21 protein-coding genes are annotated in these 22,023 nt (G+C 70.7%); 7 read left to right on the top strand and 14 right to left on the bottom strand.

Annotated elements, in window-relative coordinates; all coding sequences use genetic code 11:
- Complete coding sequence (locus ACFC1J_RS14895) at window positions 1–987, bottom strand: 4-(cytidine 5'-diphospho)-2-C-methyl-D-erythritol kinase (protein ID WP_375907560.1); 987 nt, start codon at window positions 985–987, stop codon at window positions 1–3.
- Between the two features lie 4 nt (window positions 988–991).
- Complete coding sequence (gene mgrA / locus ACFC1J_RS14900) at window positions 992–2,059, bottom strand: L-glyceraldehyde 3-phosphate reductase (protein WP_375907563.1); 1,068 nt, start codon at window positions 2,057–2,059, stop codon at window positions 992–994.
- Between the two features lie 237 nt (window positions 2,060–2,296).
- On the opposite strand from mgrA, the gene ACFC1J_RS14905 reads away from it, so the two are divergent.
- Entirely contained in the window at window positions 2,297–2,980 is a 684-nt protein-coding gene (locus ACFC1J_RS14905) for a hypothetical protein (protein ID WP_375907566.1), read from the top strand.
- 129 nt (window positions 2,981–3,109) lie between these two features.
- On the opposite strand, the gene ACFC1J_RS14910 is transcribed toward ACFC1J_RS14905, so the two are convergent.
- Window positions 3,110–3,325 carry a hypothetical protein gene (locus ACFC1J_RS14910; protein WP_375907569.1) on the bottom strand — a complete coding sequence of 72 codons (216 nt, stop codon included), beginning with the start codon at window positions 3,323–3,325 and terminating at the stop codon, window positions 3,110–3,112.
- Between the two features lie 190 nt (window positions 3,326–3,515).
- Complete coding sequence (gene rsmA / locus ACFC1J_RS14915; RefSeq protein ID WP_375907571.1) at window positions 3,516–4,364, bottom strand: 16S rRNA (adenine(1518)-N(6)/adenine(1519)-N(6))-dimethyltransferase RsmA; 849 nt, start codon at window positions 4,362–4,364, stop codon at window positions 3,516–3,518.
- A gap of 36 nt (window positions 4,365–4,400) precedes the next feature.
- Between rsmA and ACFC1J_RS14920 the strand changes: the two genes are divergently transcribed.
- Window positions 4,401–5,693: an MFS transporter gene (locus ACFC1J_RS14920; protein ID WP_375907573.1), complete on the top strand. Its 1,293-nt coding sequence runs from the start codon at window positions 4,401–4,403 to the stop codon at window positions 5,691–5,693.
- On the opposite strand, the gene ACFC1J_RS14925 is transcribed toward ACFC1J_RS14920, so the two are convergent.
- From ACFC1J_RS14925 to ACFC1J_RS14935, 3 genes are all read right to left on the bottom strand, one after another.
- Window positions 5,675–6,559: a TatD family hydrolase gene (locus tag ACFC1J_RS14925; protein ID WP_375907576.1), complete on the bottom strand. Its 885-nt coding sequence runs from the start codon at window positions 6,557–6,559 to the stop codon at window positions 5,675–5,677. The genes ACFC1J_RS14920 and ACFC1J_RS14925 overlap by 19 nt on opposite strands.
- A 4-nt stretch (window positions 6,560–6,563) precedes the next feature.
- Window positions 6,564–8,141, bottom strand: coding sequence for a methionine--tRNA ligase (gene metG, locus ACFC1J_RS14930; protein ID WP_375907579.1), 1,578 nt, complete (start codon window positions 8,139–8,141; stop codon window positions 6,564–6,566).
- 146 nt (window positions 8,142–8,287) lie between these two features.
- Window positions 8,288–8,989 carry a methyltransferase domain-containing protein gene (locus tag ACFC1J_RS14935; RefSeq protein ID WP_375907581.1) on the bottom strand — a complete coding sequence of 234 codons (702 nt, stop codon included), beginning with the start codon at window positions 8,987–8,989 and terminating at the stop codon, window positions 8,288–8,290.
- A 108-nt stretch (window positions 8,990–9,097) separates the two neighbouring features.
- Between ACFC1J_RS14935 and ACFC1J_RS14940 the strand changes: the two genes are divergently transcribed.
- Together ACFC1J_RS14940 and ACFC1J_RS14945 are read left to right on the top strand one after the other, a co-directional pair.
- The gene (locus tag ACFC1J_RS14940) at window positions 9,098–9,667 is read left to right on the top strand and encodes an RNA polymerase sigma factor (protein WP_375907583.1); all 570 of its coding nucleotides are present in this window, start codon (window positions 9,098–9,100) and stop codon (window positions 9,665–9,667) included.
- Complete coding sequence (locus tag ACFC1J_RS14945) at window positions 9,633–10,646, top strand: CU044_5270 family protein (protein ID WP_375907586.1); 1,014 nt, start codon at window positions 9,633–9,635, stop codon at window positions 10,644–10,646. Before ACFC1J_RS14940 ends, ACFC1J_RS14945 begins: the two co-directional genes overlap by 35 nt.
- Window positions 10,647–11,074: 428 nt before the next feature.
- On the opposite strand, the gene rsmI is transcribed toward ACFC1J_RS14945, so the two are convergent.
- Window positions 11,075–11,890 (bottom strand): 16S rRNA (cytidine(1402)-2'-O)-methyltransferase, encoded by an 816-nt coding sequence (gene rsmI, locus ACFC1J_RS14950; RefSeq protein WP_375907588.1) that lies wholly within the window; start codon window positions 11,888–11,890, stop codon window positions 11,075–11,077.
- 23 nt (window positions 11,891–11,913) lie between these two features.
- Between rsmI and ACFC1J_RS14955 the strand changes: the two genes are divergently transcribed.
- Complete coding sequence (locus ACFC1J_RS14955; protein ID WP_375907591.1) at window positions 11,914–13,485, top strand: dolichyl-phosphate-mannose--protein mannosyltransferase; 1,572 nt, start codon at window positions 11,914–11,916, stop codon at window positions 13,483–13,485.
- 1 nt (window position 13,486) lies between these two features.
- Window positions 13,487–14,449, top strand: coding sequence for a magnesium transporter CorA family protein (locus ACFC1J_RS14960; protein WP_375907593.1), 963 nt, complete (start codon window positions 13,487–13,489; stop codon window positions 14,447–14,449).
- A gap of 39 nt (window positions 14,450–14,488) precedes the next feature.
- Here ACFC1J_RS14960 and ACFC1J_RS14965 read toward each other — a convergent pair whose 3' ends face one another.
- From ACFC1J_RS14965 to ACFC1J_RS14990, 6 genes are all read right to left on the bottom strand, one after another.
- A complete protein-coding gene (locus tag ACFC1J_RS14965; protein WP_375907596.1) occupies window positions 14,489–14,962 on the bottom strand; it encodes an Lrp/AsnC family transcriptional regulator in 474 nt (157 codons plus the stop codon).
- Window positions 14,963–14,964: 2 nt separating this feature from the next.
- The gene (locus ACFC1J_RS14970) at window positions 14,965–16,380 is read right to left on the bottom strand and encodes an amino acid permease (RefSeq protein WP_375907598.1); all 1,416 of its coding nucleotides are present in this window, start codon (window positions 16,378–16,380) and stop codon (window positions 14,965–14,967) included.
- The gene (locus ACFC1J_RS14975; RefSeq protein ID WP_375907601.1) at window positions 16,377–17,540 is read right to left on the bottom strand and encodes a histidinol-phosphate transaminase; all 1,164 of its coding nucleotides are present in this window, start codon (window positions 17,538–17,540) and stop codon (window positions 16,377–16,379) included. Before ACFC1J_RS14975 ends, ACFC1J_RS14970 begins: the two co-directional genes overlap by 4 nt.
- A 214-nt stretch (window positions 17,541–17,754) precedes the next feature.
- Entirely contained in the window at window positions 17,755–19,524 is a 1,770-nt protein-coding gene (locus tag ACFC1J_RS14980; protein ID WP_375907604.1) for a thioredoxin domain-containing protein, read from the bottom strand.
- 81 nt (window positions 19,525–19,605) lie between these two features.
- A complete protein-coding gene (locus tag ACFC1J_RS14985) occupies window positions 19,606–20,442 on the bottom strand; it encodes an aldo/keto reductase (protein WP_375907607.1) in 837 nt (278 codons plus the stop codon).
- 70 nt (window positions 20,443–20,512) lie between these two features.
- Complete coding sequence (locus tag ACFC1J_RS14990; protein WP_375907610.1) at window positions 20,513–21,112, bottom strand: TetR/AcrR family transcriptional regulator; 600 nt, start codon at window positions 21,110–21,112, stop codon at window positions 20,513–20,515.
- 105 nt (window positions 21,113–21,217) lie between these two features.
- On the opposite strand from ACFC1J_RS14990, the gene ACFC1J_RS14995 reads away from it, so the two are divergent.
- Complete coding sequence (locus tag ACFC1J_RS14995) at window positions 21,218–22,003, top strand: SDR family NAD(P)-dependent oxidoreductase (RefSeq protein WP_375907612.1); 786 nt, start codon at window positions 21,218–21,220, stop codon at window positions 22,001–22,003.
- Window positions 22,004–22,023: the final 20 nt, after the last annotated feature.

The raw sequence follows: 22,023 nt of genomic DNA on the forward strand, positions 1-22,023 counted from the left end.
TCAGATATCGGCGACGACGACGTGCGCACCGCGCACCGGACCGTGCGCCCGCAACGCCGTGCGGCCCCGTCCGCGCAGCCGCTCGGCGGTGCCGTCCGCACCCTCGGCCGTCTCGCAGAGAAACGCGAGGGTCGGACCCGAGCCCGACACGATGCCTCCGACGACCGGCCCCCCGCCCTCGCCGACCACCGCAGCGATGGTCTCCTCGAGCTGCGGGCGCAGCCGGAAGGATCCGGCCTCCAGCTGATTGCGCAGGCTCTGCCCGAGTTCGAACGCCTCCCCGGAGAGCAGCGCCTCGAAGAACGACGGGGGCACCTGCACGGGGTCCAGGCGGCGGTGCTGGGCGTGCCGCTCCGGGTCGCTCTTCAGGTCCTCCGCCATCACCATGTCGAACGCGCGGTACACCGCGGGTGTGGACAGGCCCTCGTCGTCGAGGAGCAGCACCCATTCGTACCGGCCGCGGGACAGCGCGGGCGTCAGCACATCGCCGCGCCCTGATCCGACGGCGGTGCCGCCCATGAGCGAGAAGGGCACGTCGGCGCCGAGCCGCGCGGCGAGCTCGTGCAGACGTCCGTGGTCGAGGCCCGTGCGCCACAGCTCGTTGCAGGCGACGAGTGCCGCCGCGGCGTCGGCGGACCCTCCGCCCATCCCGCCGGCGACGGGCACGCTCTTGTGCACGTCCAGGTGCACGCCGCCCTCGTAGCCGGTGGCCGCGGCGAGCACCTTGGCCGCGCGCATCGCGAGGTTGCGGTCGTCGAGCGGGACCGTGGACGGATCAGCCACGCCGGAGACGGAGAGTGTGAAGCCGTCCGCGGGGGTCGCGATCACGTCCTCGTAGAGCGAGACCGCCTGGAAGACCGTGGAGAGCTCGTGATAGCCGTCGGCGTCGAGATCCCCGACGCCGAGGAAGAGGTTGACCTTGCCCGGCGCGCGCACGTGCACGCGCTGCACCGGCTGTTCGTCCGCCTGCTCCTCCGCGATGCTCATCGGCTCACAGTTCCGACGAGACCGACCACAGGTTCACGTCGAGGCCCGCCCCCGCGATGGCGTCGATGCGAGCGATCTCCGCGGCGGTGAGCTCGGGCGCGTCGAGAGCGGCGAGGTTCTCATCGAGCTGCGCCGGACGCGAGGCGCCGATGAGCGCCGAGGCCACGACGCCGTCGCGGAGCACCCATTGCAGCGCCAGCTGGGCGAGGCTCTGCCCGCGCTCGCGCGCGAGCTCGTTGAGCGCGCGCAGGATCGCCAGGCCCTCGTCACTGAGCGGCTTGTCGGGCAGGGAGCCGCGCTTCTGCGCGCGCGCGGCCGTGCCGTCGCCGAGGTACTTGTCGGTGAGCAGTCCCTGTGCGAGCGGGGTGAACGCGATCGCTCCCATGCCCTCCTCTCGGAGGGCCTCGGTCAGCCCGTCCTCGACCCAGCGGTTCAGGATCGAGTAGGACGGCTGATGGATGACCAGCGGCGTGCCGAGCTCGCGGGCGACGTCCATCGCGGCCTCGGTGCGCTCCGCGCTGTAGGAGGAGATGCCGACGTACAGGGCCTTGCCCTGGCGGACCAGGGTGTCGAGTGCACCGATCGTCTCCTCCACCGGCGTGACGGGGTCCACACGGTGCGAATAGAAGATGTCGACGTAGTCCAGTCCCATCCGGGTCAGCGACTGCTCTGCGCTCGCCAGGATGTACTTGCGGCTGCCGAGATCGCCGTAGGGACCCGGCCACATGTCCCAGCCCGCCTTCGACGAGATGATCAGCTCGTCGCGGTAGGGCCGGAAGTCCTCCGCGAAGATGCGGCCGAAATTCTTCTCGGCGGATCCGTAGGGCGGTCCGTAGTTGTTCGCCAGGTCGAAATGCGTGATGCCCCGGTCGAAGGCGTGCCGCAGCAGGGTCCGCTGATCGTCCAGAGGGATGTTGTCGCCGAAGTTCCACCACAGCCCGAGCGAGATCGCCGGCAGGTACAGACCGGAGGATCCGACCTGCCGGAAATGCGCCCCCTCGTACCGGTCCGCCGCAGCGGTGTAGGGGCGGTGGATGTCGAGGACGTCAGGGCGGAAGCGCGGCTCGGTCACCGTCCCAGGTTAGCGTCGCCCGCCCTGTTCGGCGCCTGTGCGATGCACGGGCCGCGGCACACGGCCGCCGGATCCGACGCCGTGCCGATCATCGAGCCGGTCGCCGTCTCATCGCAGGCTCGCTAAGATGATCCGCCAACCGCGGACCGAGCCCGATCCGCGTCCGATCACGCTCGCCCGAGTGCGGATCCATACCCGGCCAGTGCATTCGCCCGAGCGTGCGGCGACAGGATCGTCATGCGCTGGCACCGACGCGTACCGCTCGTCCTCACGGCAGCGGGCGTGCTCTGCGCGAGTGTCCCCTCCGCCGCCTTGACGGCCTCCGCCCCGCTCTGGTGGCTGTCCTGCTTCAGCAGGCTGGGTGCGACGGGCGACGCGTCCAGCATCTTCTTCAACGGCGGAATGGTCCTGGCGGGCGCGGTGATCGGTCTCTCCGCCGTGCCGGTGATGCGCGGCCTCCGCGGCGCTTCTCCCGCGGGATTCCGGGGGACGGCAGCCGCCGCCGCGCTCGTGCCGCTGCTCATCGCAACCCTCGGACTCAGCCTCATCCTGATCGGGATGCTGCCGCTCTCGTTCAACGTCTTCGCGCACGAGCGCGCGGCCAACGGAGCACTCGCGTCGTCGGCGGGACTGCTGCTCATGCACCGCCGATACCTGCGCGGCCTGTCCCGGAGCCTGGACCGCGTCGCAATGGGTGCGATCATCGTCCTGACCCTCGGCATGGCCTGCCTGATCGCCGGCGTGCTCACTCTCACCGTGTTCGAGGGGCTCGCATTCGGGTCGGTGATCGCCTGGTTGCACGCCCTCGAGATGCGCGCGAAGCGCTTCCCGCCCGGCCCCGCGAACTCATTCACGGCAAACTCTCAGCATTTGTTTTTGTCCCCCATTTGGGGGACAAGGCGATCCGGTGTTACTGTCTAATCCTCAGCTGAAGAAGTCGACCGGGACTGGGGACTCGGCCGACGTGAAGGTACCTCCAGTCGAAGTGAATGTGCCCTCTTGGGAACCCGATCTCGAGAGGGCACAACTTCGCCCGAGCACTGGGGCCTGTCAGGCCTCCGAACCCCGCTCGCCTCGCGCCCTGCGCCGGCGTCGTGCGAGCGCGATGCGCCTCAGAATCCAGCGACCGCGCCTCTTCGCCGTCCAGACGACCGCGAGCGCCAGCAGGACCAGCGGAACCAGCTCCGGTGCGATGAGCATCGCGCCGAGCAGCGCCTCCAGCCCCTCGAACCCGAGGAGCGCGCCCGCCGCCAGGTAGATCCACACCTCTATACGGACGGCCTGACGAAGCACCGCCTGCGCGCACCGGAGGTCCGGCGGACCGCTCAGCCGTGCAGCGGGGAGCGCAGCGGGCTTCTCCCCGGTGACCGCGCGCCCCGCGCGCCGGCCGGTCTGAACTCCGCCCTGGCCGACCTCTCGGGTTACGCACCCGCATCAGGGTCGGGGTCCACGGCGATCAGACGATCGGGGCCGCCAGCGCGATGCGGTGGTAGTCATCGACCGTGAGGTCCTCGCCGCGCGCGGTCGGCGCGACCCCCGCGGACTCCAGCACGGCGGACGCCTCGGCGGAGCTGCCGAAGATCCCGGACAGCGCCTGGCGCAGCATCTTGCGGCGCTGGTTGAACGCGGCGTCGACGATCGCGAACGTGCGCAGGCGCTCCTCCTCGGATCCGCGCGGCTGCGGATCCCGGTGGAACCCGACCAGCAGGCTGTCGACGTTCGGCACCGGCCAGAACACCTGGCGCGACACCGTGCCGCTGAGCTTCCACGGCCCGTACCAGGCGGCCTTGACGCTCGGCGTGCCGTAGATCTTCGAGCCGGGCTTCGCCGCGAGGCGCTCGGCGACCTCCGCCTGCACCATCACGACGCCGCGCTCGAGGTAGGGGAAGGTCTCGAGGAAGTGCAGCAGCACCGGCACGGACACGTTGTACGGCAGGTTCGCGACGAGCACCGTCGGCTCCCCCGGCAGTGCGGTCACGCGCATCGCGTCGGCATCGACCACGGTCAGCGCCCCCTCGGGCACGCCGCGTTCGACGGCGGTCTGCGGCAGGCGTGCGGCGAGGCGGTGGTCGATCTCGACGGCCGTGACGCTCGCGCCCGTCTCGAGGATCGCGAGGGTGAGGGATCCGAGGCCCGGCCCGATCTCCACCACCCGCTCGGAGGGCCGCACGTCGGCGGCCTGGACGATCTTGCGCACCGTGTTCGCATCGACGACGAAGTTCTGGCCGAGCTTCTTGGTGGGCGTCACATCGAGTTCGGCCGCGAGCCGGCGGATGTCGGCGGCGCCGAGCAGAGAGACGGTCATCTGACCATTGTCCCCTACGGTCGATAGTCTTCTCGGATGCCCCGGATCGGTGAACTCGTCGCGCCTCGGCGCATGGGCAGGGATTTCCGCTGGCTGCTCGCCTCGAGTTGGACGAGCAACGTCGGCGACGGCGTGGCACTGGCCGCCGCTCCCCTGCTGATCGCGTCGATGACCTCGTCGCCGATCCTCGTCGCAGCCGGTGCCATCCTGCAGTTCCTGCCCTGGCTGGTGTTCGGCCTGCATGCGGGCGCGATCGCCGACCGGTTCGACCGCCGCCGGCTCGTCATGGTCGCGAACGCCGCGCGCGGGCTGGTGCTGCTCGCACTGTGCGCGTTCCTGGTCACCGGCGTGGCGAACATCTGGATCGTGCTCGCTGCGGCGTTCCTCTACGGCACCGCGGAGGTGTTCGTCGACACCGCGGGATCCACGTTGCTGCCGATGCTCCTGAAGCCGGCGGACCTCGGCCTCGGCAACGCGCGCCTGCAAGCGGGGTTCCTCGTCGCGAACCAGTTCGCGGGTCCTCCGCTCGGCGCGTTCCTGTTCGCCGCGGGGCACGCGTGGCCCTTCCTGCTGGAGGCCGTGTGCGTGGGCCTCGCGGTCGTGCTGATCTCGCGCATCGCACGCACACCGGTGCCGCCGCGCGCGGCGAGCGGGTCGGGGACCGAGGCGACCGCACCTGTCCCTGGCGCCGCGAAAGTGCACACCGACATCGCGGAAGGCCTGCGCTGGCTGTGGCGGAACCCTCCGGTGCGGATGCTCGTGCTCATCATCCTGCTGTTCAACGTGACCTGGGCGGCGCCGTGGGGCGTGCTCGTGCTCTATGCGACCGAGCACCTGCACATGGGCGCGGTCGGTTACGGGATGCTGACGACGGCATCGGCTGCGGGCGGACTGCTCGCGACGGTGAGCTTCGGCTGGCTGGAGCGTCACGTGTCGTTCGCCGCCATGATGCGCGTCTGCCTCTCGCTCGAAGTGGTCATGCACCTGGCTTTCGCCCTGACCGCGCAGGGATGGATCGCGCTGCTGATCATGGTCGTGTTCGGGTTCTACGCCTTCGTCTGGGGCACGATCTCGACGACCGTGCGGCAGCGGCTCGTGCCGCATGAGCTGCAGGGCCGGGTGTCGTCGGTGAACTCCGTCGGCGTGTTCGGCGGCATGGTCATCGGGCAGGCGCTGGGCGGCGTGATCGCGCAAGCCTGGGGCCTCACCGCCCCGTGGTGGTTCGCCTTCGCGGGCGCGGCGCTCACCCTGCTGTTCGTCTGGCGTCCGATCTCCCAGATCGTCTCCGCGCGCCCCGTGCTCGACGAGGTTCAGGCGAACGAGCCGTAGACCTCGAGCGTGTTCGCGGCGATCTGCGCGCTGAGCTCGTCGACGTCGAGCCCCAGCTCGGCGGCCATGAAGCGCAGCGTGATCGGGATCAGATAGGGCGCGTTCGGGCGCCCGCGCAACGGCACCGGCGTGAGGAACGGGGCATCCGTCTCGATGAGGATCCGCTCCCGCGGCGTCACCGCGAGTGCGTCGCGCAGGTTCTGCGCGTTCTTGAACGTCACGTTGCCCGCGAACGAGAGGTAGTACCCGGCGTCGGCGCAGATCCGCGCCATCGCCTCGTCGCCCGAGAAGCAGTGGAACACCGTGCGATCCGGGGCGCCGACCCGGCGCAGCGTCTCTAGCACGTCGTCGTGGGCGTCCCTGTCGTGGATCTGCATCGCGATCCCGTGCTTCTTCGCGAGCGCGATATGCGCTTCGAAGGATGCGTGCTGGGCGACGCGCCCCGGCTCCTCCGTGCGGAAGTAGTCCAGTCCGGTCTCGCCGATCGCCCTGGTGCGCGGACGGGCGGCCAGCTCGTCGATCACCGCGATCGCATCGTCCAGGCGTCCCGCCTCGGCGTACGTCGGGGCGTCGTTCGGGTGGATCGCGACGGCGGCGAGCACGCGCGGATCCGCCTCCGCCGCGTCGACGGCCCAGCGCGACGACTCGATGTCGCCGGAGGCCTGCACGACACCGACGATCCCGACGGACTGCGCCCGGTCCAACTGCTCCGCGAGCGACAGCCCCACCTCGCCATCGGCGATCTCGAGGTGGCAGTGGTTGTCATACACCGGCACGGCGAGCGGCTCGGGCGCCGAGGGGTAGCGCAGGTCCTTGCGCCCCTCCGTCGCACGCTCGCGCACGTAGGTGTCCGGCGTCTCGGTCATGCGGTCAGGCCGTGGCCTCGATGCGCGGGAACAGCGGTGCGAGCGTCTGCACGACGGTGCCGGCGGGCAGCTGCCCCCAGCGTCCGGCGTCGCGCAGCGGCTGCGCGGCGAGCGCGCCGAGGCCGCCCTCCGCACCGAGGGAACCCCAGAGCTTCGCGGTCGACTGCGGCATCACCGGCGACAGCAGCACGGCGAGCGCGCGCAGTCCCTCCGCGCAGGTGTACAGCACCGTGCCGAGGCGCTCGCGCTGCTCCTCGTCCTTGGCGAGCGCCCAGGGCTCGTTCTCGGTGATGTAGCCGTTGAGCGCGTCGACGATCGTCCACACATCGGCGATCGCCTCGTCGATGCGGAACCGCTCGACGGCGGCATCGGCATCGGCCGCGGCCTTGGCGACGAGCTGCTGGATCGCGAGATCCTGCGCGGTGTACTCCCCCGCGGTCGGCACGACGCCGTCGAAGTAGCGCTCGATCATCGCGATCGTGCGCGAGGCCAGGTTGCCGAAGCCGTTCGCGAGTTCGGCCTGGTAGCGCGCCGACAGGTCCTCCCAGGAGAAGGATCCGTCCTGCCCGAAGGCGATCGCGGAGAGGAAGTAGAACCGGTACGCGTCGGATCCGAAGACGTCGGTGATCTCGGTCGGCGCGATGCCGGTGAGCTTCGACTTCGACATCTTCTCGCCGCCGACGAGCAGCCAGCCGTGCGCGAACACGCCCTTCGGGACCTCGAGGCCCGCGGCCATGAGCATGGCAGGCCAGATGACGGCGTGGAAGCGCAGGATGTCCTTGCCCACGACGTGGTACGCGGGCCAGCGGCGATCGAACGTCGCCTCATCGGATCCGTAGCCGACCGCGGTGACGTAGTTCAGCAGCGCGTCGACCCACACGTAGATGACGTGCGAGGTGTCCCAGGGCAGCGGGATGCCCCAGTCGAACGTGGAGCGCGAGATGGAGAGGTCCTTGAGGCCCTGCGAGACGAACGAGACCACCTCGTTGCGCGCCGAATCCGGGCGCACGAAGTCGGGCTCGGTCTTGTACAGCTCGAGCAGGCGGTCCTGGAACTCGCTGAGCTTGAAGAAGTAGTTCTTCTCCTGCAGCAGCTCGAGCGGCTTGGAGTGGATCGCGCAGACCTTGAGGCCCTCGAAGGGGCCGGTGCCGTCGACGATCTCGGACTCGGGTTTGAACTCCTCACAGCCCACGCAGTACAGCGCCTCGTACTCGCCGGCGTAGATGTAGCCCGCGTCGTAGAGCTTCTGGAAGAAGACCTGGACGTTGGTCTCGTGCCGCTCCTGCGTGGTGCGGATGAAGTCGTCGTTCGCGACGTCGAGGGTCGTCAGCAGCGGGAACCAGCTCTCGCTGACGAGCTTGTCCACCCACTCCTGCGGGGTCACGCCGTTCGCCGCCGCCGCGCGCAGCATCTTCTGGCCGTGCTCGTCGGTGCCGGTGAGCATCCAGGTGTCGTCACCCGACTGACGGTGCCAGCGCGCGAGGGTGTCCACGGCGACGCTGGTGTAGCCGTGCCCGATGTGGGGCACGTCCGATGGGTAGTAGATCGGCGTGGTGATGTAGAAGGACTCGCCTGCGGGCATGCGTTCGATTCTAGGCGGGATGCGAGGGCCGGTTCGGACGATGACGGCGGGCGGGCTTCCGGCCCTCGCGACTCTGCGTCATGCGCCTTCTTCGGAGACGTTCGCGTTCTTCGGAGACGTTCGCGTTCTGCGGATCCATTCCGCGATCACGTCCACGGCAATTGCTCATCTCCGGCCAAGGCGCTCGCACCTCGCTCAGCGATGATCGCGCCGTGCGGGCGTACGCTGCCGACGGAGCCGGGCTCGCGTTCGCGGCGCTCGGCGTGGGTCACGGAGAACCCCGCATCCTCAAGAAGCGGAGTGAGCGCATCCGACGACCAGTAGTACGCCGGGGCGACGGCGTGCGCGAACGGCTCGCCCGGCGGGCCGTCGAAGTAGCCGATCAGGATCCGGCCACCGTCCGCGAGCACCCGGGCGAGCTCGCCGAACACCTCGGGCAGCTCGCCCGGTAGCAGGTGGATCAGCGAGTACCAGGCGAGGATTCCGCCGAAGGAGCCATCGGGGAACGGCAGGTCGCGCATCGAGGCGGTCTCGAACCGCAGCGCGGGATGCCGCGCGCGGGCCGCCGCGAGGAACGCGCCCGACACGTCGGCGCCGACGACCTCGCGACCTGCCGCGCGGTGATGGGCCGGGGCCGACGCGGGGTCCTGGTTCGGATTCGGGTTCCCCAGGAGCGCCGTCCACAGCCCAGGACCGCACCCGGCATCGAGCAACCTGCCGGGAGTCTCATCCCGCCAGCGCTCGATGAGCGCGATGTCGGCATGCTCCATCTGGTCGAGGCTCCCGATCAGCGCGATGTACTCCGCCGCACGCGCGTCGTAGGCGGCCGCCACCTCGTCGTCATCCACGTCGAGCATCCTGCCCGAGCACCGCCGCCGATGGCGCCTTCGCCACTCCGGCGCGCCCGAACCCGGGAGAATCGTGAACACAATCCGCCCCTCCGAGGAATACAGGATGTGAACAACGACAACACGGTGATCGCGAGATCGGTGACGGATCCGTCGGCCTTCGGCGAGATCTTCCACCGGTACGCAGGAGCGGTGCATCGCTATGCGGCCCGGCGGGCCGGTGACGCCGTCGCCGACGACGTCACGAGCGAGACCTTCCTGATCGCGTTCCAGCGCCGCGCACGGTTCGACCCCGCACGGGAGGATGCCCGACCCTGGCTGTTCGGCATCGCGACGAACCTCATCCACCGCCACCGCATCGCCACCGCGCGCGTGCTGCGGGCGATGGAGCGCAGCGTGCCGGAGGCAGAAGCCGCCGCCGTCGACTCGGACGACGCGCTGGACGCTCAGCGCGAGGTCGCCCGGCTGGCGGGGAGGATCCGCCGGCTCTCCGCCGGGGACCGCGACTGCCTGCTGCTGTTCGCCTGGGCCGAGCTCTCGTACGACGAGATCGCCGAAGCCCTGCACATCCCCGTCGGCACGGTGAAGTCACGACTCAACCGCGCCCGGCGCCTGCTCCGCTCCACACCTGAGGAGGGTGAAAATGGACGACCTGACCTTGCTCCGCAGTCTGCGTGACGATATCGCCGAGCCCGACGCGGCTCGACTCGCTCCCGCGTATCTGAACCTCGAGACCGCCATGCACTCGGCTAAGAAGAAAGCCGCGACGAACCGTCCCCCGCGCGAGCGCCGGCGGCACTCGGTCCGCTGGGCCGCCATCGGCCTCACCGCCGCCGCCGCCGTCGCGACGGCGGTCGTCGTGGGCGGCGTGCTCGCCCCGCCGCATCCGCAATCGGCGAGCGCCGCGGCGATCGTGTTGCGCAAGGCGGCCGCCGAGGCGATCACCTACAGCGATCCCAAGGCGGCGCCAGGGCAGTACGTGAAGTTCCACATCCGCGCGGACTGGGCCAGCCACCAGGGCGCGGCCGACGGGACGACCACGCGGATGCCTTCCAACATTCAGAACATCGATGTCTACATCCCCTCCGACGCGGGCGCCGACTGGGCGCTGTATAGGGACTGGGAGCACGGCGAGACGGGCGACGGCGGCTTCACCACGGAGACGATCCACGCTCCGGAGGGCCGGTTCTACGGCGGCGCCTGGGCATCTCAGGATCTGAGCGCGATCCCGATCGGATCCGCCGCCGAGACGCTCGCCTACTTCCACGCGCAGTACCAGGGCGGGTCGGCGAGCCACGACGAGGACGATTTCGTCCGGATCACGGATCTGCTGCGCACCTATCCGGTGCCTGCGGTCGTGCGCGCGCGCCTGTTCGAGGCACTCGCGCTGATCCCCGGCACGACGTCGACCGACGGTGTCGCGAACCTCGACGGTCAGGTCGGCGTGGCCATCGGACGGGAGGAACCGCAGCGCGCCGGGGAGCGCCAGGAGATCATCATCGACCCGAGCTCGGGGCAGGTCATCGGCGAACGTCGGTTCTATCCTGCGGGCACCGTGTCGGCCGGCGAGGAGCAGACCACTCTGACCGCGATGTCCACGACGGTGGTCGACACCGTGCCGCCGGCGACCACACCGGCACGCGACGAGAACGGCTGAACGGCGATGAGCGCGACGCTCACCCCCGCTGCGCTGACGCTACCGCCGACGATCAGCGTGCCCGTGCCACTGGTCTTCCGCCCCCCTGCGGATCCGGCCGTGCCGGATCCGCAGCGAGGGATCCGGTCGCACTCGCGCTGACCCGTTCGCCGGTCGAGGCCTGGAGGCGCTGCGGTGAGTCGCAGCGCCTTCGGGTTCTCGCATCGCGAACGCGTCGCAGGGTCCGCCGGACGCGGTCGGCGGCAACGCATGCGCGGAGATGTGCAACATCGTCGGACCGGATCCGCGGATACGTCCGACGATGTCGCACATCTCCGCGCGAAGCGTTCGGTCCGGCCGGCATCGGGAGCACGGGGTGCCCCGGCAGCCGCCTCAGCGCACGGTGAGCGCCACCCCAGCGCGCGGCGGACGTTCTCTCAGCGCCCGACTCACCGTGCGGCGAGCGCCGCCTGGTACAGCTCCCGGGAGCCGAGGCCCGTGGCCGCGGCGACCTCGGTGCAGGCGTCCTTGAGGCGCACGCCCGAGGCGACGAGCGCCTGCACCTGGGCCAGGGCGTCCTCCGGCGAGACCGCACGGGGCGCGGCGCCCTCCACCACCACGACGATCTCGCCCTTGACGCCCTGCTCCGCCCATGCGGCGAGCTCGGCGGCGCCACCGCGGCGCACCTCCTCGTACAGCTTCGTGAGCTCGCGGCACACCGCCACGCGCCGAGAAGCGCCGAAGGCCGACGCCATGTCGCCCAGGGCCGCTGCGAGGCGTGACGGCGACTCGAAGAAGACCATCGTGCGGGGCTCGCCGGCGAGCGCCGTCAGCGCAGAGCGCCGCTCCCCCGGCTTGCGCGGCAGGAAGCCCTCGAACGTGAACCGGTCGGTGGGCAGGCCCGACACGGCGAGCGCCGTGACGACCGCACTCGGGCCGGGGATGACGGTCACGGTGACGCCGCGCTCCGCAGCCGCCGCGACCAGCCCGTATCCGGGATCGCTCACGGTGGGCATGCCGGCGTCGCTGAGCACCACGAGATCCTCGGTCTCGGCCGCCTCGGCCAGCTCCGCGGCCTTGGCCTTCTCGTTGTGGTCGTGCAGCGCGATGAGACGGGGGCGGTTCGCGATCCCGAGCCCCTTCAGCAGCCGCTGGGTGGTGCGGGTGTCCTCCGCCGCGATGATCGTGGCGTCCTCCAGCACCTCGATGAGGCGGCGGGATGCGTCGCCCAGATTTCCGATCGGAGTGGCCGCGAGGATGATCACCCGCCCCAGCATAGGCTGAGCGGGTGACCGCGCCTCTGCTGCCCGGCCTCGACGCTCGCATCGACGGCCGCCCCACTGCCTGGGAGCGACTGCGGGACGCCTGGCTCGGGGATCCGGCCCGGCTCCGCCTGGTGTCCTGGCTCGCGCCGACCCTCATCACCCTGCTCGCCGCCGTGCTGCGCGTCGTGGGGCTCGGGCATCCGCACACGATCGTGTTCGACGAGACCTACTACGTCAAGGACGCCTGGTCGCTGTGGGTGCAGGGGTACGAAGGATCCTGGCGCACCGGCGCAAACGAGATGTTCGCGAAGGGCGACACGAGCGCGCTCGAGGACACCGCGTCATTCGTGGTGCACCCGCCCCTCGGCAAGTGGCTGATCGCGCTCGGCATCGCCGCGTTCGGGCCCGGATCCAGCTTCGGCTGGCGCGTCTCGACGGCGATCATCGGCACGCTCACCGTGCTCGTCGTCTACCTGCTCGCCAAGGCCCTCACCCGCTCGACCACGGTCGCCAGCATCGCCGGCCTGCTCATGGCCGTCGACGGCCTCGGCATCGTCCTGAGCCGGATCGGGCTGCTGGACGGGATCCTCACCTTCTTCATCGTGCTCGGGATCCTGTTCCTCGTATACGACCGGCGGCAGACGATGCCGCGGCTCGAGGACCGCGCCTCCCACGAGCGCGGCGATGACCCGACGCTGTGGGGGCGCGTGTTCTGGCGCCGGCCGTGGGTGATCGCGGCGGGCGTCGCCCTGGGAGCTGCGACCTCGGTGAAGTGGTCCGGCGCCTACGTGCTCGCCGCTGCGGGGATCTACCTGGTCGTGACCGACGCGCTCGCCCGCCGCCGCGCGGGGGTCGCCCTGTGGCCCACCGACGCCGTCCTCCGGCAGGGCCTCGCGAGCTTCGTGCTGCTCGTACCGGTCGCCGCGGCCGTGTACGTCGCGTCATGGAGCGGCTGGTTCCTCACTACGGGCGGCTACGACCGCCAGATCACCGACAACGTGCTCACCTCGTGGGTCAAGTACCACTCCGACATCCTGGCGTTCCACGTCGGGCTGACGTCCTCGCACCCCTATGCGAGCCCCGCGTGGCAGTGGCCGCTGCTGGTCCGTCCCACCGCGTTCTGGGTGGGCGGGCAGAATGCGCCGTGCTTCGGCACGGACCACTGCATCGGCACGATCACCTCGATCCCGAATCCGCTGATCTGGTACCTGGGGGTCGCCGCCGCGGTCTACCTGCTGGTGCGGTTCGTGCGCGGACTGGTGCTGCGCTCGCCCATGCCGTGGAGCTACGCGATCCCCCTGGTGGGACTCGCCGCGACCTACCTGCCCTGGCTGGCCTTCCCCGAGCGCACGATCTTCCAGTTCTACACGGTGGTGATGGCGCCCTTCCTGATCCTCGCGCTCGCGCTCGCGCTGCGCGACATCGCCGGGCGGCGGAGCGATCCGAGGCACCGCAGGCAGTCCGGACAACGCACGGTGGTGGTCATCCTGGTGCTGATCGTGCTGCTGAGCGCGTTCTTCTACCCGCTCTGGATCGGCCTGCCCGTGCCGTGGTGGTTCTGGCAGGCGCACAACTGGATGATCACCTGGATCTGACATGCGCACTCTGGACACCGTCGACGAATCCCTGATCGCAGAGCTGCGCAGACAGGGCGAGTTCTTCTGGCTCGACCTGGTCTCGCCCTCCGAAGAGGAGATCCAGCGGCTCGGCACTCTGCTCGGCTGGCATCCGCTCTCGATCGAGGACACCCAGCGCATGGGGCAGCGCCCCAAGCTGGACGTCTACGGCGACGGGGCGCTGCTCGTGCTGCAGGGCGCCGTCGAGGTGCACCCCGAGGACGAGAACGACCACCCGCTGGAGGAGGTGCACTGCCACCTCAGCGGCGATTTCATCGTCACGGTGCACTCCGAGCGCTCCCGGGATCTGCGCCAGGTGCGTGCGCTGCTGCAGAACTCGTCGGCGCCCAAGACCGAGCGCTACTACGTCTACAAGATCATCGACGTGATCGTGGACAGCTACTTCCCGCTCCTCAGCGACCTCGACGAGGAGATCAACGACCTCGAGGACTCGATCGTCGCCGGCGGCGGCCGCAAGGAGCTGCAGCAGACGTTCGGCCTCAAGCGCCTGTTGCTGAAGCTGCGCAGAGCCGTCGTCCCGATGCGGGATCTGTTCGCCCGGCAGGCCGAGGTCATCACGGACCTGGCCGGGCTGGAAGCCGACAGCCACGACCACTTCCGCGACATCTACGACCACCTCATCCGGATCACGGACGACATCGACGGCTATCGCGAGATGGTGTCAGGTTGCACCGACCTCTACCTCTCCACGGTCGCGAACCGGCAGGGCGAGACGTCGAAGCAGCTCGCGATCATCGCATCGATCTTCCTGCCCCTGACCTTCCTCACGGGCTTCTTCGGCATGAACTTCGACTTCGCCGTGACGCATGTGTTCACCGGGCCCTGGTCGTTCCTCCTGCTCGGGCTCGGCTCCATGGCGCTGTCGGCCGGCCTGATGTGGTGGTGGTTCCGCCACAAGGGCTGGACCGGGAACGACGAGTAGGCCGAGGCCGGCCGCGGAAGACGCTCCGCCGCGCGAGGCTCAGCCGCGGGCCGCGTGCTCCACGAGGGGCAGCACGCGGCCGCTGAGGTGCGTGCGCATCGCGATCGAGCTCGCGGTGCGGGCGACGCCGGGCACCAGGGCGATACGGTCGAGCACCTCCTGCAGCTGCTCTGCGCTGTGCGCGACGAGGCGCAGCTGCATGTCACTCGCCCCGGTGACCGTGTACATGTCCACGACCTCGGGGATCGCCGACGCGAGCGCCTCCGCGACGTCGTCGTGGCCGACCTTCTGGTCGATCTCCACCTGGCAGAATGCGGTGAGCGCGTACCCGAACCCTCGCGGGTCGATGCGCGGCACGATGCCCTCGATCACGCCGTTCTCGTGCAGCCGCGCGAGACGGCTGGTGACGGTGCCGCGGGCCACGCCGAGCCGCCGCGCGCATTCCAGCACGGGCAGCTGCGGCGTGTCGGTGAGCAGCCGGATCAGGGCCGCGTCGAGGGCATCGATGCGCATCGTCAGCTCCGGAACACCTCGTCGGCGGAGTCCTTGAGCACTCCGGGACGCGAGAGCCCGCGGGTGAGGCGCGCCACCAGGAGCAGCACGACGGTGAGCCCGATCGTGAGCAGGAGCTGCGTGCGCGCGTCGGGGTCGAACATGGTGAGCACGATCACGGCACCCAGCAGCACGAGCGTCACGATCGAGAGCCACGGGAAACCCCACATGCGCATCGGCAGCGGCGTGCCGTCGGCGTCGGCGCGTCGGCGCAGGATGAACTGCGCGAGCGCGGTGGCCGTCCACATGATCAGCAGGGTGGATCCGACCACGTTCAGCAGCGCCGGCAGCACCTGATTCGGGAACATCCAGTTCAGGATCACGGTGACGAACCCGAACGCGACCGAGCTCAGCACGGCCACGCGGGGCACGCCGGCGGCGCTCGTGCGGGTGAGCGCGAGCGGGGCGAGACCGCGCTCGCCGAGCGAGAACGCCATGCGCGAGGCGCCGTAGATGTTGGCGTTCATGGCCGACAGCAGCGCCACGATGACGATGAGGTCCATCACGAGCCCCACGCCGGGGATCTTGAGCGTGTCCAGCACGGCGGAGAAGGGGCCGGCCAGCACGGACTCGGAGTTCCACGGCAGCACGGCGACGATCACGAAGATGGATCCGACGTAGAACACCAGGATCCGCACCATCACCTGACGCACGATCCGGCTGATGTTGCGCGACGGGTCGTCCGACTCGGCCGCCGCGATCGCGACGACCTCGGTGCCGCCGAACGCGAAGACGACGATCAGCAGGGCTCCCGCGATGCCGGCGATACCGGTCGGCGCGAAGCCGCCGTGATCGACGAGGTTGCCGATGCCGGTGGCAGGAGTGCCGGAGATCAGCCCGACGATCGCGAGCACGCCGACGACGAGGAACGCGATGATCGCGGCGACCTTGATCGCGGCGAACCAGAACTCGAACCGGCCGTAGTTGCGCACGCCGAGCAGGTTCACGACGGTGAGGGCGAGCACGAACAGCAGCACCCATGCCCATTCCGGGAGCCCGGGGAAGCGGTGCGCGACGATGCCGGCGGCCCCGGTGGCCTCGGCGGCGATCACGACGACGAGCTGGATCCAGTACAGCCAGCCCACCGCGCTGCCGACGCTGCGGCCCATGGCCTTCTGCGCATAGGAGCTGAACGCGCCCGACGAGGGGTTGGCAGCAACCATCTCGGCGAGCATCGCCATGACGAGCACGACGATCGTGCCGGCCACGAAGTAGGACACGATCACTGCGGGCCCTGCGATGCCGATCGCCTGGCCGGAGCCGACGAACAGGCCGGCACCGATCGCGCCGCCGAGCCCCATCATGGAGATCTGCCGGCGGGTGAGCCCGGGATGCAGGCCCTTCGTGGTGGTCGTGGTCAGGGGCACTTCGGTGGTCATGCGGTCGCCTCCTCGCGAACGGCAGCGGTGGGGTGAGCGGAGCTCGGGGTCGCGCCGGCAGCGAGGGCTGCCGCGACGCGGTCGATGTCCTCGGCGGATCCGGCGGAGATCCGCACGCCGTCGCCGGGGAAGGTCCGGGCGACGACGGCGCCGGCGTGCAGGATCTCGTCGAGCTCGGCGGCGCGCTCCCCCGCCGGAACCCAGACGAAGTTCGCCTCGGAGGGCACGGCGGGCCAGCCCGCGTCGACGAGCACGTCGTGCAGGCGGTCGCGCTGCGCGGTGACCTCGGCGATGCGCAGGGCGAGCTCGTCCTGCGCATCAAGGGAGGCGACCGCGGCGGACTGCGCCAGGTCGGTGACGCCGAAGGGCACGGCGACCTTGCGCTGGGCCGCGGCGATCTCGGCGGGCGCGATCGCGTAGCCGATGCGCAGGCCCGCGAGCCCGTAGGCCTTGGAGAACGTGTGCAGCACGGCCACGTGCGGGTAGCGGCGGAACAGCTCGATGCCCGCGCCGCGCTCGGGGTCGGTCGCGCCGGGCGCCGGGGCGAAGTAGGGCGAACCGTCGAAGTGCACGTACGCCTCGTCGATCACGACGAGCACGTCGCGGGGCACCGCGGCCACGAAGCGCTCGAGCTCCGCAGGCCCGACGACCGTGCCGGTGGGGTTGTTCGGGTTGCACACGAAGATCAGACGGGTGCGCGCGGTGATGGCCGCGAGCATCGCGTCGAGGTCGTGCCGGTGCTCGGCGTCGAGCGGCACCATGACCGGGGTCGCGCCCGCGATGCGCACCAGGGACGGGTAGGCCTCGAAGGAGCGCCAGGCGAACATGACCTCGTCGCCCTCGCCCGCCGTCGCATGGATGAGCTGGGAGGCGAGCTCGACCGATCCGGCGCCGACGGTGACGAGCGCGGGGTCGACCCCGTAGCGCTCGGAGAGGCGGCCGATGATCTCGGGCGCCGCCATCTGCGGGTAGCGGTGGATGGATCCGAGCCGCTCGGCGATCGCGGAGACCACGGACGGCAGCGGCGGGTGCGGGGACTCGTTGGAGGAGAGCTTCGAGGCGCCCTCCGGGGCGGAGCGGCCCTGCTTGTAGGCCGGCACGGCGTCCAGGCGCGCGTTGGTCGGCGGGGTGGCCGGGGGCGTGGTGACAGGGAGGGTCATCGTCGAGGCGTCCTTGCTGCTTTTCGTTCGGGCCGGTGGGCAGGCGCGTCGGGCGGCAGGGCCGGAGCGGCGACGTCGCCGGGGATCCGGCCACTGTATCCAGGCCCTGGATCGCTGGACAAACGGATCAGCGACCCCTGCGCATGTCGCACAGCCTGCCGACCATCTGCGGAGGCTGCCTGGTCAGAATGTACAGCGCTTCCGGATCCGAGGCTCAGCGCGCGATGGAGACGAGCGCGGGATCCGAGACAGGCAGAAGGCAGACGAAGCCCCGGCAGTCGTGCACGACGCCGTCGACGCCGTCGCGCTCCTCGAACAGCGTGAAGCCCGCGTCGGCGAAGGCGCGCACCTGCTCCCGAGTCAGCACTGCGGTGAGATCGGCGTCGGCGGCGCGCGCGGCGATCGCGAGCGACCCGTGCGGCTCCGAGGCCACGGCGACGATCTGCCGCGGCGCGCGGGCGAGCCCTGCCGCGGCCCGCAGCAGCGCCCCGGATCCGAACGGGTGGCGAAGGGACTGGCCTGCACGCGCAGCGACAAGGGCGGCGGCCCGCTCGCGGTGCTCCTCCCCCGCCCCGAGCCTCCACGCGGTGAGTTCGGCGTGCGCCCGCGCCGACGCACCGGAGGGAAGGTCGCCGTCGCCGCCGTCCGCGGCCCCGGGGATCGCGAAGGCGGCGAGCACCGGATCGGCGTCGGCATCCGCGGCGAGCACCTCGAGCGCACGCGTCGCCCAGCGCACATCCCCGGTGGCAAGCGCGAGGGCGAACAGCCCGTCCGCGAGCAGTCCGAGATCCGCGTCGGTCGCGACGGCGTCCGAGGGCACGCCCTCCAGCGACGTGCGCACCAGACGTCCCGTCGCATCGCGGTTCACGGCCAGCACGGTCTCCGCGGCACGGAGGGCGGCGTCGATCCAGGCCGGCTCGCCGAGCACCGCGCCGGCGTGCGCGAGGGCGCCGATCGCGAGGCCGTTCCAGCCCGTGATGACCTTGCTGTCGACAGCCGGCGGCTGCAGGTCCTGGCGGGCGGCGAGCGGGAGGCGGTAGTAGCCGCCCTCGCTGCGCTGCCCGTCGATCACCGACTCGGAGTCCTGCGCGGCGCCGAACCCGCCTTCCGGACGCTGCAGCACGGTGAGCAGGAACACGGCGATCCCGCGCGCCACATCAGGGCGCTCCGCATCGATCGCCACGTCGAGCAGCTGCGCGTTGTCGATGAGCATGCGCTCGTAGTGCGGCACGGACCAGTCCTGCTGCGTGGCGTAGCGAAAGAACCCGCCGTCCTCGTCGCACAGTTCGGATGCGGCCATCGCGTCGAGCGCCCGCTCCACGACGTCGGTGCGCCCTTCGGCCTGCAGGAAGCGCAGAGTGGTGGCGACGGGGAACTTCGGGGCCGTGCCGAATCCCCCGTACCGACGGTCCTCCCGGCCGACGATCTCCTCCGCGGCCGCGGCGAGCGCCGCCTCGTCGGGCAGCGGGGAGGGATCCGCCGCGTCCGAGGACCCCAGGGCGTCGGCTACCGCGCCGGCCAGCTGTTCGACCTCCGTGCGACGGTCGGTCCACGCCTCGCGGACAGCCGCGAGCACGGTGCCGAACGCCGGCAGCTGCCCTCGCGCCACGGGCGGGAAGTACGTGCCCGCGTGGAAGGCCCGCCCGGACGGCGTGGCGAAGAGCGTGAGCGGCCAGCCCAGATCGGGCGTGAACGCCGAGGCCGCCGCCATGTACGCGGCGTCGACCTCGGGATGCTCCTCCCGGTCGACCTTGATCGACACGAAGCCGCGGTTCAGCACCTCGGCCGTGGCCGGATCCTGGAACGACTCCCGCGCCATGACATGGCACCAGTGACAGGTGGAGTATCCGATCGAGATCAGCACCGGCACGTCGCGGCGGGCAGCCTCGGCGAACGCCTCCGCGCCCCAGGGATACCAGTCCACCGGGTTGTCGGCGTGTGCGCGCAGATAGGGACTGCCGGTGCCAGCGAGGCGATTGCTCATGACTTCACGCTACGCCGCGCCGACCCCAGGGGTCGTTGAGCGAGGAGCGCAGCGTCGAGACGAAACGACCCCGGAGGACGGTCAGTTGACCTCGTCCGGGTGGGAGGCGACGCGGCCGGATCCGTCACCCGGATCGAGCGCCGAGATCGCGGCGAACTCGACGTCGCTCAGGGCGAAGTCGAACACGTCGAGGTTCTCCCGCAGGCGCTCGGCGCGCACCGACTTCGGGAACACGATGTTGCCCTTCTGCAGGTGCCAGCGCAGCACGACCTGCGCCGGGCTCTTGCCGTGCGCCGCCGCGGCGTCCGCGACGGCCGGGATGCCGAACAGGTCGTACTTGCCCTGGCCGAGCGGACCCCACGCCTCGATCTTCACGTCGTGATCGCGCGCCCAGGAGCCGACGTCGCGCTGCTGGTAGGCCGGGTGCAGCTCGATCTGGTCGACCGCGGGGGTGACACCGGTCTCGGCGACGATGCGCTCCAGGTGCGGCACGAGGAAGTTCGAGACGCCGGCCGAACGGGCAAGACCCCGGTCGCGGATCTCGACGACCTTCTCCCAGGCGTGCACGTAGTTGTCCTTGGCGGGGGTCGGCCAGTGCACGAGGTACAGGTCGACGTGGTCGAGGCCGAGCTTCTCCAGGCTCTCCGCGATGGCCGCGTCGGGGGCGTCGCCGTCGTGGCGGTCATTCCACAGCTTGGTCGTCACGAACAGCTCGTCGCGCGGGATGCCGCTCTTCGCGATCGCCGCACCGACGCCGGCCTCATTGCCGTAGATCGCCGCCGTGTCGATGTGGCGGTATCCGATCTCGAGGGCCTCGCTGACCGCGCGCTCGGTGTCGGCCGGATCGACTTTGAAGACTCCGTAGCCGAGCTGAGGGATCGTGTGGCCGTCGTTGAGCAGGATTCCGGGGATCGTCATGGTTCCAGCCTAGGTTCCCGCGCGGGGCCGCAGGCCGGCGCGGTGGTGCTCGCCCCTGCCGGACAAGCGCTCAGCGCCTCGGCGCAAGCGCGGCGTACGCGCGGGCGGCGAGCGCCGCGGGTGATCCGGTTCCGCGCACCCCGGCCGTCGACCTCGACCACTCCTCCAGCCCGATCCGGATCGCCTCGGTCGCCGCGGAGGCGAGCACACGCGCGGCGAGCCGGTCGCGTTCGCCGCGTTCGGCGATGAGGGCGACGAGGCGCTCCTCGGACTCGTGGTTCACCCGGTGCCAGACGGCCCTGAGCTCGCGGTCCTCGGCGAGCGCGCGCAGCAGCGGGCGCATGCGGGCGAGGCCCTCGGCATCCTCAGGCGTCTCCGGGGTGAGCTGCGCGGCGAGCACCGCGGGGATCGCGACCGCCGGCTCCTCCTCGGCCTCTTCGAGCGCGGCCTGCCAGCGCGCGGCGCCGATCTCGAGCACCGGGGCGACCGCGTCCTCCTTCGTCGGGAAGTAGCGGTAGAACGTGCGCAGCGAGACTCCGGAAGCCTCCGCGATCTCGGCCGCGGTCACCTGGGCGACGCCGCGCTCGGAGAACAGGCGCGCCGCCTCCGTCGCGATCTCGCCGGCGGTCGCGGCCTTGCGACGGGACACGAGTCCGGTGCGGGTCTGCATGCTCCGAGGGTACGGGAATGCCTTCCGTTTCATGGTGTTGTGTGTCAATATGACACGTTGTGCCATATCGGCACGACAGGACTTCGAGGGAAGAAGGATTTCGACATGAACCGCTATGAAGGTCGCCGCGCTCTGGTCACCGGCGGCGGATCCGGCATCGGTCAGGCCACCGTGCTGCGCATGCTCGCCGAAGGCGGGCGCGTGGTGGCGGCCGACGTGAGTGCCGCCGGTCTCGCGGACACCGTCGCGAAGGCGGGGGATGCCGCCGATCGCCTCACGGCGATCGAGGTCAACATCGGCGACGAGGCCTCCGTGAAGGCGGGCGTCGCCGCGGCGGTCGAGGCGCTCGGCGGCCTGGACGTGCTCGTGAACGCCGCGGGCATCCTGCGCTCCTCGCACACCGCCCAGACCACGCTCGACCAGTTCCAGCAGGTCATCCAGGTGAACCTCGTGGGCACCTTCCTGATGATCCGCGAGGCGATCCCCGCTCTGCTCGAGGGCCGCGACGCCGCGGTCGTGAACTTCAGCTCGACCTCCGCGATGTTCGCGCACCCGTACATGGCCGCCTACGCGGCGAGCAAGGGCGGCGTGCAGTCGATGACCCACGCACTGGCGGCGGAGTACGCCAAGCGGGGCATCCGCTTCACCGCCGTGCAGCCCGGGTCGATCTCCTCGGGGATGACCGACGGATCCGGTCAGAGCGGGCAGAGCCGGGGACCCGGCCTTCCGGAGGACGCCGACATGAGCCTGTTCATGAAGCTCGCCCCGGCCATCGGCCAGGGCTTCGCGGGCCCCGAGTCCGTGGCCGGCGTGGTCGCGATGCTCGCGAGCGCCGACGGCGCCTTCATCACCGGCACCGAGGTGCGCATCGACGGCGGCACCCACTTCTGATCCCCGCGGTCCTCTGATCC

Source organism: Microbacterium sp. NPDC056052, from assembly GCF_042266785.1.
In the GTDB taxonomy this organism is placed as follows: domain Bacteria; phylum Actinomycetota; class Actinomycetes; order Actinomycetales; family Microbacteriaceae; genus Microbacterium.